Annotated in this window: 12 protein-coding genes; 3 read left to right on the top strand and 9 right to left on the bottom strand. The window is 53.6% G+C overall.

Annotated elements, in window-relative coordinates:
• Positions 1 to 28 precede the first annotated feature (28 nt).
• The 3 genes from rplY to J5069_RS01390 all read right to left on the bottom strand — a co-directional run bounded on the left by rplY (position 29) and on the right by J5069_RS01390 (position 2,495).
• Positions 29 to 313 (bottom strand): 50S ribosomal protein L25, encoded by a 285-nt coding sequence (rplY, locus tag J5069_RS01380; RefSeq protein WP_264642167.1) that lies wholly within the window; start codon positions 311 to 313, stop codon positions 29 to 31.
• A gap of 172 nt (positions 314 to 485) precedes the next feature.
• Positions 486 to 2,252 (bottom strand): DEAD/DEAH box helicase, encoded by a 1,767-nt coding sequence (locus J5069_RS01385; RefSeq protein ID WP_264642168.1) that lies wholly within the window; start codon positions 2,250 to 2,252, stop codon positions 486 to 488.
• Positions 2,253 to 2,255: 3 nt separating this feature from the next.
• Positions 2,256 to 2,495: a YecH family metal-binding protein gene (locus tag J5069_RS01390; RefSeq protein ID WP_264642169.1), complete on the bottom strand. Its 240-nt coding sequence runs from the start codon at positions 2,493 to 2,495 to the stop codon at positions 2,256 to 2,258.
• A gap of 227 nt (positions 2,496 to 2,722) precedes the next feature.
• On the opposite strand from J5069_RS01390, the gene rsuA reads away from it, so the two are divergent.
• From rsuA to J5069_RS01405, 3 genes are all read left to right on the top strand, one after another.
• On the top strand, positions 2,723 to 3,424 hold the full coding sequence (gene rsuA / locus J5069_RS01395) for a 16S rRNA pseudouridine(516) synthase RsuA (RefSeq protein ID WP_264642170.1): 702 nt from the start codon (positions 2,723 to 2,725) through the stop codon (positions 3,422 to 3,424).
• A 173-nt stretch (positions 3,425 to 3,597) separates the two neighbouring features.
• Complete coding sequence (locus tag J5069_RS01400) at positions 3,598 to 4,779, top strand: Bcr/CflA family multidrug efflux MFS transporter (RefSeq protein WP_264642171.1); 1,182 nt, start codon at positions 3,598 to 3,600, stop codon at positions 4,777 to 4,779.
• A gap of 459 nt (positions 4,780 to 5,238) precedes the next feature.
• On the top strand, positions 5,239 to 5,598 hold the full coding sequence (locus J5069_RS01405; protein ID WP_264642172.1) for a YejG family protein: 360 nt from the start codon (positions 5,239 to 5,241) through the stop codon (positions 5,596 to 5,598).
• A 35-nt stretch (positions 5,599 to 5,633) separates the two neighbouring features.
• On the opposite strand, the gene yejF is transcribed toward J5069_RS01405, so the two are convergent.
• The 6 genes from yejF to J5069_RS01435 form a co-directional block, all read right to left on the bottom strand.
• Entirely contained in the window at positions 5,634 to 7,229 is a 1,596-nt protein-coding gene (gene yejF / locus J5069_RS01410; RefSeq protein ID WP_264642173.1) for a microcin C ABC transporter ATP-binding protein YejF, read from the bottom strand.
• Between the two features lies 1 nt (position 7,230).
• Positions 7,231 to 8,256, bottom strand: a complete 1,026-nt coding sequence (locus tag J5069_RS01415; protein WP_264642174.1) for an ABC transporter permease — start codon at positions 8,254 to 8,256, stop codon at positions 7,231 to 7,233.
• Complete coding sequence (locus tag J5069_RS01420) at positions 8,253 to 9,350, bottom strand: microcin C ABC transporter permease YejB (protein WP_264643686.1); 1,098 nt, start codon at positions 9,348 to 9,350, stop codon at positions 8,253 to 8,255. Before J5069_RS01420 ends, J5069_RS01415 begins: the two co-directional genes overlap by 4 nt.
• Before the next feature lie 9 nt (positions 9,351 to 9,359).
• The gene (locus J5069_RS01425) at positions 9,360 to 11,168 is read right to left on the bottom strand and encodes an extracellular solute-binding protein (protein ID WP_264642175.1); all 1,809 of its coding nucleotides are present in this window, start codon (positions 11,166 to 11,168) and stop codon (positions 9,360 to 9,362) included.
• Between the two features lie 318 nt (positions 11,169 to 11,486).
• A complete protein-coding gene (gene mepS / locus J5069_RS01430; RefSeq protein ID WP_264642176.1) occupies positions 11,487 to 12,062 on the bottom strand; it encodes a bifunctional murein DD-endopeptidase/murein LD-carboxypeptidase in 576 nt (191 codons plus the stop codon).
• Between the two features lie 422 nt (positions 12,063 to 12,484).
• Entirely contained in the window at positions 12,485 to 13,186 is a 702-nt protein-coding gene (locus J5069_RS01435) for a phosphatase PAP2 family protein (protein ID WP_264642177.1), read from the bottom strand.
• Positions 13,187 to 13,196: the final 10 nt, after the last annotated feature.

Here is a 13,196-nt window from a genome sequence, read left to right on the forward strand (position 1 = left end):
GCGGCGTCCCACGGGCTCTCCCAAACGATTAAGCGCGAACGAAGTCGATGTGAGTCAGTTTAGGCTTGAACGCGTGACGCTGAACGGCCTGAACTTTCACTTTTTCTTCTTTACCATCGACAACCAGGGTCAGAACTTCACCGTAAAAACCTTCTTTAGCTTCCAGGTTTTTAACGCTGTCGTGATCCAGGGCGATAGATACCGGCGCTTCCGCACCACCGTAGATGATGGCTGGGAATTTGTTAGCTGCGCGCAGGCGGCGGCTCGCACCCTTACCCTGCTCATTACGTACTTCTACATTAATCGTGATCATGATTTTCTCTACTTTAGAAAATACACCTGCTACAGGCGACCCAGCAACAGGTTAGGTTATTCGCAATGGAATGTGTTATTCACAATGGAACAGAGTGGCTTTTGCATGACAAAAGCGCGCTGCATTCTAACGGAATATCCGCGTGGCGGCAAATGAAACCGCGTGGTGCCAGCTAGCGCAATTCATTGGCGCGGCGAAAACGGCCTTCATAATCAAACAGTTTTTCCCGTACTTGCCAAAAGCCTTGCCGCTGTTTGCCCTGGCGTCGCGCCACGACAAAGTCCGGCGGACGCAGGGCGGCCTGCTGGCGTAAGATATCCTGTGCGGATTGCCAGGTCAGCGCCAGCCCCGGCGCACGCTGGTGCACCCGTAAAAACTGCTGAGTAAACACGCGGCGCTGGGCTGGGGTATGCAGGCGAAAACGTTCGCTGACGTCTGCACCATCTTCATCAACATAGGTGATTTTTAGCCATTCGCCTTTCTCATCCTGCCCGGTGGTCAGTTGCATGCCGCTACAGCGCAGCACCAGCGCATCTTTCAACTTGAGCGCGGCTTTCAGCATGTCGTCAGGATCGACCATAATGTGATCGCATTGGTGGCAGCGGCGCGCGGCAATGTCGTTTTCTGCGCCACATTCCGGGCACACTTTAAAGCGGAAACGGTAATCGCACTGCGCTCGTACTCCGTTGTCGTCCTCTTCATAGCCCTGGCAGCGGCGACCATAATGCTCAACGATATCCCCCTCCGGCGTGGTTTTTCCCCAAAACAGGTTGGCAAAACCACACTGCGGGCAAAGCACCTGTACTGGCTGACTGCCGCTGTGAGGTTTATGGCTGCCCACTTCCGGCATATACAAATCATGGGGATTTCCGGCGTAATCCAGAATCAGGCAATCGGTTTTGCCCGGTGACAGACGCAGGCCGCGTCCGACGATCTGCTGATACAGGCTGACGGATTCTGTCGGGCGTAGAATGGCGATGACGTCCACGTGCGGCGCATCAAAGCCCGTCGTCAACACCGCCACATTGACCAGATAGTGCAACTGTTGCTGCTTAAAAGCGGCGATCAGCGCATCGCGATCTGCGGCGGGGGTTTCACCGCTAATAAAAGCGGCTTTCCCCGAGGGCAACAGGCCGTGAATTTCCCGGGCGTGTTCCACGGTCGCCGCAAAGATCATCACGCCTTTACGTTCTGCGCCGTAGGTGACTATCTGATTGACGATCTGGGGGGTAACGCGCTGCTGCCGCCGTAATTCACGGTTGAGTTCCGCCTCGTTAAACAGGCCGTGGGACTGTACGCTCAGACGGCTGAAATCATATTGCACCACCGGCATATCCAGGCGCTGCGGTGGTACCAGAAAGCCGTGTTTGATCATGTAACGCAGCGGGAGTTCATAGATACAGTCGTGAAACAGGCACTGCTCATCACCGCGAATCATGCCGTGGTAGTGATACTGATAAATCCAGCCTTTGCCCAAGCGGTAAGGGGTTGCGGTAAGACCGAGCAGGCGCAATGCGGGATTTTGCGCGCGCAGATGCGAAATGATTTGCTGATATTGACTGTCGTCGTCATCGCTGATGCGGTGGCACTCATCAATAATCAGCAGCGAGAACTGGGTAAAGGCGGGCAGATTACGCGCCACGGATTGCACGCTGCCAAACACCACCTTGCCTTCGCTGCGTCGCTGGTTAAGCCCGGCAGCAAAGATGTCGGCATCCAATCCCCAGGCACAATATTTGGCGTGATTCTGTTCAACCAACTCTTTGACATGCGCCAGTACCAACACACGCCCACGAGCCAACCGCGCCAGCTCGGCAATCACCAGGCTTTTTCCCGCGCCGGTGGGCAGCACGATCAGCGCAGGATGTTGATGTTGCCGAAAATAGGCCAGCGTGGCGGAAACCGCCTCCTGTTGATAGGGGCGTAAGGTGAACGCCATGGCTTAGTGTTGGCAGATCTTGCTGGCAGCCGTGTTGAATCCTGCGTCCTGCGGGATAAATTTGCCTTTGTTTGCCAGAAAATCCACCAGCTTGGCCGCGCTCATGTCGGCGGCGGAGCAGGTATGAAAGCGTGCCTCGGCGCCGAAACGCGCTTCAATGGCGGCAATCAACCCCTCAGTGGTGTAGGATTCGGCAGAATCCAGCATCATATGCAGTACTTCATGACCGTGAATAGATGACATCGCGTGCTCCTGTAATAACCCTGAAAATAAAAGATGTATTTATTCTATATTTTTATGCGCCATGGGCGAACCCTTGCCGGCGGTTAGTGAGACGCAATCGCACATTTTGTGCGTATCCATGAACACATAGGGGGGAAAACGCCGGACATTCTAGGAGCAATCGCCATCACTCGCTATACTACCGCATGATTTTCCTTCCTTAACCCAGACAGGCACTTGATTTTCTCATGCGATTGGACAAATTTTTATCCCAGCAACTCGGGATCAGCCGTGCATTGGTGGCGCGGGAGTTGCGTGCTCAGCGCGTAACGGTAGACGGTGAAGTGGTTAAAAACGGCGCATTCAAATTGTCACCGGAACATCAGGTCGAGTTTGATGGCAATGCGCTGATGCAGCAGAATGGCCCGCGCTACTTTATGCTTAACAAGCCACAGGGGTACGTGTGTTCAACGGAAGATCCGGATCACCCGACCATTCTCTATTTTATCGATGAGCCGGTTGCGCACAAACTGCATGCCGCGGGTCGACTGGATATTGACACCACCGGGCTGGTATTGCTGACCGACGATGGACAATGGTCGCACCGCATCACGTCGCCCAAACATCACTGTGAAAAAACCTATCTGGTGACGCTGGAACTGCCGCTGGCAGAGGATACCGCGCACCAGTTCGAACAGGGTGTGCAACTGCACGGTGAAAAATCGCTGACCAAACCCGCACAGTTGGAAAAGCTGGATGACCATCAGGTCCGGTTAACCATTAGCGAAGGGCGCTACCACCAGGTCAAACGGATGTTTGCCGCCGTGGGCAATCGCGTGGTTGGGTTACACCGGGAGCGCATTGGTGCCATTGCGCTCGAGGACACGCTTGAACCGGGCGAGTATCGCGCACTGACGCAAGAAGAAGTGGACAGTGTTATGCCGCATTGAGCCGCCTTACGCCATACTGGATTCAGTCTGCGTCATGCGCTTGTCATCAACCTGATGTAAACACGTTTTGGCCCTGAACCGGCCACCGAACCTCTCGTATCTGTCACCGTGGTGGAGGCCTGCCGCTGCGGTGAATTTTATTATTTTGCAGGCAAGAATTTGGGAGAGATGCAGTGGGGAAAGCGCCATCACATTTTGGCTTGATATTTATTCTTGGCTTGTTGTCGATGCTGACACCGTTTGCAATCGATATGTATTTGCCGGCGTTGCCAGTTATTGCCAAAGAGTTTGGCGTGGAACCGGGTCAGGTGCAGATGACGCTGAGCGCCTACATCATGGGTTTTGCTATCGGTCAGTTGTTCTACGGCCCGATGGCGGACAGCCTGGGGCGCAAGCCGGTCATATTGGGCGGTACGCTGGTGTTTATGTTGGCAGGCGTGGCCTGTGCGATGGCACAAACCATTGAGCAGCTTACGGTGCTGCGCATGCTGCACGGCTTGTCTGCGGCAGCGTCTGCGGTGGTGATCAATGCGCTGATGCGTGACACCTTCGCCAAAGATGAATTTTCACGCATGATGTCGTTCGTGATGCTGGTCATGACGGTGGCTCCGCTGTTGGCCCCGATGTTGGGCGGCGTGTTGCTGCTGTGGTTTAGCTGGCATGCGATTTTCTGGACGCTGGCCGGGCTGTCACTGATCGCCTCGGTGCTGGTGATGCGCTTTGTCAAAGAGTCGTTGCCGGTAGAGAAACGCCAGCCGTTTCATTTTCGTACCACCGCCGGGAATTTCGCTTCGCTGTTTCGCCACAAAAAAGTCTTTAGCTACATGGTGGCAAGCGGGTTTTCGTTTTCCGGCATGTTCTCGTTTTTAAGCGCCGGTCCTTTTGTCTATATCGATCTCTACGGTGTGTCTCCGCAACATTTCGGCTATTACTTTGCCCTGAACGTGGTCTTTCTGTTCCTGACCACCTACACCAATAGCCGCGTAGTGCGCCGCCTGGGGGCGAACCAGATGTTTCGCATCGGGTTACTGATACAGTTCGCTGTCGGTATCGCGCTGGTAGCTATCTATGCATTGGATCTGGGCTTTTTGCCGTTGGTGCTGGGGGTGGCTATTTATGTCGGCTGTATCGCGATGGTGATGTCAAATGCTATGGCCGTGATACTGGATGATTTTCCGCATATGGCGGGCACCGCGTCCTCGCTGGCTGGCACGCTGCGCTTTGGCATGGGTGCATTGGTCGGAAGCCTGCTGTCACTGATGAGTTTTACCAGCGCCTGGCCGATGATCGCCTCCATGTCACTCTGTTCCGTTGCCGCTTTTCTATTGTACGGCTACGCTGCCCGTTCCCGCTGATTCCACCTGCTATTTCCGTTTGCCGCAGTGATGCGGTAAACGGAAGCCTCTCTTTGCTGACCTTCTCGGTCGAGCTGCATTATTCTGATCTTCCCTTTTTCTTCCCGGTCAAGTGGTATCGATGTCACATTGTCTTTTTTTGGAATGTTGTTCTATAAATGTAAAATGTATGATTTAAAAGTGAACAATGTAAACAAAAGGGGTTGAGATATTACAGGGAAAGCGTTAAATATAGGGCAACCTATAAAAATCTTAAAATGTGATCAACGTGGCATTAATCAGTATTGCAATCATTTCCATTCGCTAAGAAGGGTGACTTATGACTATTGCAACGCGGATTCTTGTAGAAATGCTCATTCTGCAGTGCCGCCTTATTTGGGCACTGCGTGTAAACGTTCTTTCTTTGACGTCATTGTCATTGCGCTTGTTCACCATCATCATACCTGAGGGAAAGTAACAGTGGACACTCTCCAACTTTCGGTAGTGCATCGTTTGCCGCAAAGTTATCGTTGGCTATCGGGTTTCGCCGGTATCAAGGTGGAACCGATTCCGCTGAGCGGTATACCCCTGCGGGGACGAGATGAGGACAACAACCTGATTGGCTTTAAATTATTAAGCCATGATGGAGATATGGCCTGGGTCATTTTACGCCAGTTGAACCAGTCTCTGGCTGAAATTCAGATTGATTGCGCAGTGTTGGAATGGGAAGGGGAACCCTGTCTGTTTTTGCACCGTGATGATGAAAGCACCGCATTGTGTCGCCTGAAAAACGTGGGCGTCGCTATCGCGGAACCCCTGAGCGCGCTCTATCCGTTTTAAACGCCATGTCTATGCCATGACATGGCGTATATGCCTTACAGGGTAGCCATGCGCAGCAGTTCTTGTGTATAGGCGCTCTGTGGCGCGGAAAAAACCTGTTCACAACGCCCTTGTTCTACCACCTCGCCTTGACGCAGCACGATAACCTGATGGCACAACGCGCGCACCACCTGTAGGTCATGGCTAATGAACAAATAAGCCAGATGGCGTTTTTGCTGCAAGGTTTTCAATAATGTCAGAATCTGCGCCTGAACGGTCCTGTCCAGTGACGAGGTGGGTTCGTCAAGGATCAGCAGTGCGGGTTCCAGCACCAGCGCCCTGGCGATAGCAATACGCTGCCGCTGACCACCGGAGAATTCCGACGGGTAACGGTGACGAAATTCAGGATTAAGCCCGACTTCACGCATCACCTCGATAACCCGCATTTCTCGATCGGACGCACTCATCTTCTGGTGCACTTCCAACCCTTCTTCGATAATTTGCAGCGCGGTGCGCCGAGGATTCAACGACGAATTGGGGTCCTGAAACACCACCTGGATCTGGCTGCGCAGCGGCAGCATTTGGCGGCGATTAAACTGATGCAGCGGTTGTTCATCGAACACAATGTTACCGCGTGAGGCGATGAGCCGTAACAATGCCAGACCGGTGGTACTTTTACCTGAACCGGATTCCCCTACCAGTCCCAGGCTTTCGCCACGCCGTAAGGTGAAATTCAACCCATTGACCACGGTTTTTTCTGCCACCGTGCGGCGCAACAGCCCGCGCTTGATGGGGAATGAAATCGAAAGTTGCTCTACGCGTAGCAGCGTCGGTGAATCGTCGGGCAAAGGCAGAGCTGAACCCGAAGGCTCTGCGTCCAGCAGTTGCCGGGTGTAGCTGTGCTGCGGTGCGGCAAACAGGTCGTGGCAACGATTTTGTTCCACGCAGCGTCCACCCTGCATCACGGCAACCTTGTCGGCCAGTTGCTTGACGATATTGAGGTTATGCGTGATGAACAGCAGACTCATGCCCAGTTCCTGCTTGAGTTCACGCAATAAGGTGAGGATCTGTGCCTGCACGGTGACATCCAGCGCTGTGGTTGGCTCATCGGCAATCAGCAAGTCGGGCTGCATCAGCAGGGCCATCGCGATCATCACTCGCTGGCGTTCACCGCCCGACAGTTGATGAGGAAAGTCTTTTAGGCGCGTTTGCGCCTGCCGTATGCCTACGCGATCCAGACAGGTAAGCACTTCACTGCGCGCAACGTCTCGTGTCATTGCGCGGTGCAATGTCAACACCTCTATCAATTGCTTTTCAATGCTGTGCAGCGGGTTCAGTGACACCATCGGTTCCTGAAAGATCATGGCGATACGGTTGCCGCGCAGTTCGCGTAACCGTGTTTCTGGTGCATGCAGCAGCGATTCGCCGTCAAACAGGATATCCCCTTGAGGGTAGATAACCGGTGGAGAAGGCAGCAAGCGCAGCACCGACAGCGCAGTGACGCTCTTGCCCGAGCCGGACTCTCCCACCAGCGCCAGCGTCTCACCGCGCTCGACGTTGAGGGAAACTGAATCCACCACCTGATGCACCTGCCCGCCCTGGCGAAACGCGATGCTGAGATCCTGAATCTGTAACAGCGGAGTTGGGTTCATATCAATGTGCCTTGCTGGGATCAAAAGCGTCGCGTACCGCTTCGCCAATAAAAATCAGTAACGACAACAGGGTTGCCAACACCAGAAATACGGTAATGCCGAGCCAGGGAGCCTGAAGATTGTTCTTGCCCTCCAGCAGCAGCGCGCCCAGTGACGGCGAGCCGACCGGAAGTCCAAAGCCCAGAAAATCCAGAGACGTCAGGGTGGTGATTGAGCCGCACAGAATAAACGGCAGGAACGTTAACGTCGCGACCATGGCGTTGGGCAGCATACTGCGCATCATGATCGCGCGATCGCTCACTCCCATGGCCTGTGCCGCGCGAATGTAGTCAAAATTACGGGTACGCAGGAATTCGGCACGCACCACGCCCACCAGACTCATCCAGCCAAACAGGATAGTGATGCCCAGCAGCCACCAGAAATCGGGCTGGATCACGCTGGACAGCAGGATAATCAGGAACAGGGTCGGCATGCCCGACCAGACTTCGATAAAACGTTGCCCCCACAAATCGAGCCTGCCGCCGTAGTAGCCCTGGGTTGCGCCGACCACAATGCCAATCAGGCTGGAGAGCAGGGTCAGCGAAAGCCCAAACAGCAGGGAAATGCGAAAGCCGTACAGCACTTGCGCTACCACATCTTTCCCCTGACTGTCAGTACCGAGCCAATTCTGCCCGGAAGGCGGGGAGGGGAATGACTGGGTGGTGGCATAGTTGATGGTGTCGTAACGATAACGGATCGGCGGCCAGATACTCCAGCCGTGTTGCGCGATACGTGCCGCCACGTAGGGATCGCGAAAATCCGTGGTGGTGGCAAACTGGCCGCCGAAGGTGGTTTCCGGATAATTCACCAGCAGCGGGGCATAGAAGCGATTGTCATAGCGCACCAGCAGCGGTTTATCGTTGGCCAGCAGTTCGGCGAACAGGCTGAGGGTAAACAGCACCAGAAAGATCCACAGTGACCAGTAGCCACGGCGATTGGCGCGAAAACGGGCCCAGCGCGCCAGATTTATTGGGCTGATTCGGCTCATTGGCGCCCCTCAAAATCAATACGCGGATCGACCAGCGTGTAGGTCATGTCGCTGACAATATTTAGCAGCAGGCCAATCAAGGTGAAGATATACAGCGTACCGAACATCACCGGGTAGTCGCGTTGCAGCGTGGCATCATAGCCCAACAGGCCCAACCCGTTGAGTGAGAACATCACCTCAATCAGCAGTGAACCGGTGAAAAACATGCTGATAAAGGTGGCCGGGAACCCTGCGATCACCAGCAGCATGGCGTTGCGGAATACATGGCGGTACAGGATGCTGTTTTCATCTAGCCCTTTGGCGCGCGCGGTGACCACGTATTGCTTACGAATCTCATCCATAAACGAGTTTTTGGTCAGCATGGTCAAGGTGGCAAAGCCGCCAATCACCGTAGCCAGCACGGGCAGCGCGATGTGCCACAGATAATCGGTGATTTTGCTGTACCAGGGCAGGGTGTCGAAGTTACTCGATACCAGCCCACGCAGCGGGAACCAGTCCAGATAGCTGCCACCGGCAAACAGCACAATCAGCAGGATGGCAAACAAGAACGCCGGGATAGCGTAACCGACAATGATCAGCGTGCTGCTCCAGGTATCAAACGGGGTGCCGTTTCTAACCGCCTTTTTGATGCCAAGCGGAATTGAGACCAGATAAATGATCAGCGTGCTCCATAATCCCAGCGTGATAGAAACCGGCATACTCTGCTTGATAAGCTCCATCACCGAGGAGCCGCGGAACAGGCTGTCGCCAAAATCGAATCGGGCATAGTTCCACAACAGGGTGAAATAGCGCTCGTGAATCGGCTTATCAAAGCCGTAGCGTTTGGTGATTTCCGCAATCACCTGTGGGTCCAGCCCGCGAGCGCCGCGGTAGGCATTTTCCACGGTCAGCGTTCCGCCGCCGCCGCCGCGTGCCATGGCGCCATCCATCCCGCCACCGGCACCAAAGCCGCTGCCCTGGCCCATCTCGATGGCGGCAATGGCTTGATCCACCGGGCCACCTGGGGCTATCTGCACAATAAAAAAGTTAATGGTAATAATGGCCCACAGCGTGGGGATCACCAGCAAAAGTCGGCGTAGTAAATAGGTTCCCACCATGGCTCCTTAACGGCGTTCGGGCGGCAATGACTGCGCCCGCTGTGCATCGTACCACCAGCTGTCCAGCCCTAACGTATAGGCCGGGCGGGTTGCTGGCATGGCGAATTTATCCCAGTAAGCGTAGCGATCGTGATTGGAATACCACATGGGGATCATAAATTGATTCCAGGTCACCACCCGATCCAGCGCGCGCCCTAATACCAGCAATTCCGCCTTATTACCCTGATGCGCATCGATTTGCTCAATGAGGGCGTCAATCGCCGGATCGCTCACGCCCGCTGTGTTATAGGTTGAATCCAGGTATTTCGTATGCCAGTAAAATTTGAGATTACCATCCGGATAAATTTTTGCTGGGTAAAGGCGGGCGGTCATATCAAAATCGCGGGCGCGCAGACGATTGGTAAACTGCGCGCTGTCAATCAGGCGCAGCTTCATGTCGATGCCCAAACGTTTGAGGTTTTGCTGGAACGGCAGTACGTACTGCACGTTGGCGGCGCTGGGAAGCAATAATTCGAAGGTAAAAGGCTGCCCGGTTTTGCGGTTGACCAACTTCTGGTTTTTCAGTTCCCACCCCGCGTCTTCCAGCAACTGCAAGGCTTGTTGCCAATGTGCACGATCGTAGCCGCTGCCATCACTCTCTGGCGGTTGAAAACTGGGGCCAAAGACTTCAGGCGGTATTTTGTCCCTGAGCGGCTCCAGCCATTTCAATTCTTCTGGGCTGGGGGTGCCTTGCGCGGCATATTCTGTGTTTTGGAACAGGCTGTTGACGCGTTGATAGGCGCTATAATAGAACGCCTTGTTCATCCAGTTAAAATCAAAATTAAGCCCGATGGCCTGCCGAATGCGGCGATCCTGAAACAGCGGGCGCTCACTATTGAATACCAGCCAGCGGGTATCCTGCGCCGCCTGATTCGCGAGATCGCGTTTGACGATATAACCGCGAGCGAAGTTACCGCCTTCATACTGTGTTGCCCAATGCTTGGGTGAACCTTCGACACGCATATCGAAAGCGCCCGCTTTGAACGCTTCCAGCGCGACACTGTCATCCAGATAATAGTCGTATCGGATTTGGTCGAAATTATTCAAGCCGCGATTCACCGGCAGATCGGCACCCCAATAGTCTTGCACGCGTTTATAGGTAACGTATTGGCCGGTGCGGTATGACGTGATGCGATAGGGCCCACTGGCCGGTGGGGGATAGGACAGCGGATCGGCCAGACTGTGATTTTTCCAAAAACTCTCAGGCATAACGGGCAATGTTAACAACCCCAGCAGCCGTTCCTTATCCGGTTCAGGCATTTCCAGCCGCACCGTGCGCGGCCCGATAGCGGTCACCGTGACCCCTTTGTACACCACACGGAATTGCGGAACACCCTGTGTCATGAACATCGTGAAGGTGAAGGCCACATCAGAAGCCAAAATCGGCGAGCCGTCGTGAAACGTGGCTTTCGGATTCAGCTCCACTTCCATCCAACGAAAATCGTCAGAGTGGCGTGCATGCAGTGCAATCAGTGGGTAAAAGCTGCCTGGCTCATCATCGGATGAGGTAAACAAGGTATCGTACAGGCGTTCGGTACGTTCAGCCGCCACGCCGCGCAACGCAAAACGGTTGAAATTGTCATAGGTTCCCAGCGCGCTGAGCGTAATGCTCCCCCCTTTGGGCGCGTCAGGATTAACGTAACCAAAATGCGTGAATCCCTCGGGATATTTAGGCTCCCCCAACAAGGCGAACGAGGTGTTCTGTTGGACGGTGTCGGCAAAGGCTCCCCAACAAAGAGAACCGAGCAAAGCCAGAGTGGCCACACGTTTTAGCATTGCGCTGTGTTTCTCCTGCAAAGCCGTGCAATTATCTTGCATCAGACCAAAGTTGCGGTGATTTTCATTTGAATATAGGTCAAACCGATGTTGCCGCCTATGGGTAATAGGCAAACCCGTCCCTTTTTACCATGAAAATTACGCGTAACCTACTTTATATCAGAGGGTTGAACAGCTTTTCATCAAGAGTGGCTTTCAGCGTTAAGCGTGGAGGGGGATGCATGCAATTTAAGGACAAAAAAACGCCGCTGATTAAGCGGCGCTCTGTTTTCGTTTCGTTTTGCACATCAAGGGAAATGTGACTAACTGATAAGGCGGTTAACTGGTCGCGCTCTTGCTAATGACGCGACGGCCTTCTTGATAACGTTTGTTCCAGTACACTTCATCCATGCTGGAAATCATCACACCCGCACGGGTGGAGGCATGAACAAACTGGTTATTACCGATATAGATGCCAACGTGACGACCGGTAGAACCTGCACGGAACAGCACCAAATCGCCGGGGCGAAGTTTGCTACGTTGCACCTGGGTGCCCGTTTCCTGCTGTTCATAGGTCGAACGCGGCAGGTCCATGCCAAACTGTTCGCGGAAGGTACGCTGTACAAAGGCAGAACAATCAATACCTTTGCGGCTGTCACCGCCTAAACGGTAACGCACACCTTTCCAACTGGCATATTGATCCATCAGTTTGGATTTGACGTCCAGGTTACGCACCATGGCTTCAAATTCGTCCTGAGAGGCCTGCAATAAAAGACTGTCTTTATCATTTATTGCAGAACGATCAGTTTGTGCTTGATGAGATCCTGTATTTGTACAAGCAGATAGCGCAAGTGCCATCGCCAACGCGGGAATTGCCCGCCAGATATATCTCAGGCTCGGTTGAGATTTGACCATTATCGTTATGTTCCCTTGATTTCCTTAACGACCACCATCGTCATGTATGCAACTACGCCATATATAAACGCCGAAACGAAACGAGAGTCAGACTAAAACAGAGTTTCACCTGGACCAACCACTTGAGGATGAAACTGTGTGGAATCGCACATAATTTCTTCCATTGCGAGGATAACCGTGTTCGGTAAAACTCAAACTTTACCGAGACTACCCTAACGCTCCGGCGATTGCGAGCCTTTTTACGGAAATTCTTTATAAGAATTAATGATGTAATAAATCGTAAATTTGCGCATAGGATTTATCCTAAAAAAAGCGGCTTGCCATAACGCAAACAGATGACATCGCTATGACAGCCCGGCATCCAGGCGCTTGGGGCCAGAATGCCGGTATGGTAGGGGGGACGTTGCGCCAGAGAGACGCTTTCAGCGACGGTAGCGTGCCGGTAATGAACGATGCAAAAAATTAATCATTGCATCGCTGGCCGGCGAGATGAGCCACCAGCTCAGCGCCACCATAACCACAGACAGTGAACCCACTGCAATGTCGCTAAACCAGTGGGCACCGATCATCACGCGCGGTGTGGTAAAGACAACCACGATAGCTAATGAGACCAAAAACGAGCGGCGCGGAAAATAGCGCAGCATAAAAGCGGAGTAAATCATCAGCATCATGCCATGGTCGCCAGGGAAGCTGTCGCGCGAGGCATCTTTGGTGGGCCAGCCGGTCAATTCGCCAACACGATTGATATCACTGAAGTAATAGGTCGGGCTGGCGTGTTGTACCGGCAGTAAGTGGCCCAACTGATTCAACACCACGGCACTAATCAGCATTACCACGCCCAGGATCAGCAAGCGTTGGCGTTCAGTGCTATCTCCGCGCCGGTAGTGGTAAAGATACAGCAGCCCCATCGCCAGCAGCGCACAGGCATCGAAAGCACGATTGTTGGTGATGGCGACGGTGTACAGCAGCAACGGACTGGTCGCCAGGTGCTGGTTAAAGTAGAAGAAGATGGCGCTGTCGAGGGTAAACCAGAATCCGTGGTTAGCAGGAAGATACCAGGAAAAGAACAGCGCCACGCCTGCTGCGTTGAGCAGTAGAATGGCAAAAAACTGACGTTGTGACATGCAAATAACT

This window comes from Candidatus Symbiopectobacterium sp. NZEC127, from assembly GCF_025962675.1.
Taxonomy (GTDB): Bacteria; Pseudomonadota; Gammaproteobacteria; order Enterobacterales; family Enterobacteriaceae; genus Symbiopectobacterium.

Coding starts and splice junctions, on each gene's coding strand:
- J5069_RS01390 (WP_264642169.1), bottom strand. CDS start 2,495: ATGTCATCTATTCACGGTCATGAAGTACTGCATATGATGCTGGATTCT.
- rsuA (WP_264642170.1), top strand. CDS start 2,723: ATGCGATTGGACAAATTTTTATCCCAGCAACTCGGGATCAGCCGTGCA.
- J5069_RS01385 (WP_264642168.1), bottom strand. CDS start 2,252: ATGGCGTTCACCTTACGCCCCTATCAACAGGAGGCGGTTTCCGCCACG.
- J5069_RS01415 (WP_264642174.1), bottom strand. CDS start 8,256: ATGAGCCGAATCAGCCCAATAAATCTGGCGCGCTGGGCCCGTTTTCGC.
- rplY (WP_264642167.1), bottom strand. CDS start 313: ATGATCACGATTAATGTAGAAGTACGTAATGAGCAGGGTAAGGGTGCG.
- J5069_RS01435 (WP_264642177.1), bottom strand. CDS start 13,186: ATGTCACAACGTCAGTTTTTTGCCATTCTACTGCTCAACGCAGCAGGC.
- J5069_RS01425 (WP_264642175.1), bottom strand. CDS start 11,168: ATGCTAAAACGTGTGGCCACTCTGGCTTTGCTCGGTTCTCTTTGTTGG.
- yejF (WP_264642173.1), bottom strand. CDS start 7,229: ATGAACCCAACTCCGCTGTTACAGATTCAGGATCTCAGCATCGCGTTT.
- mepS (WP_264642176.1), bottom strand. CDS start 12,062: ATGGTCAAATCTCAACCGAGCCTGAGATATATCTGGCGGGCAATTCCC.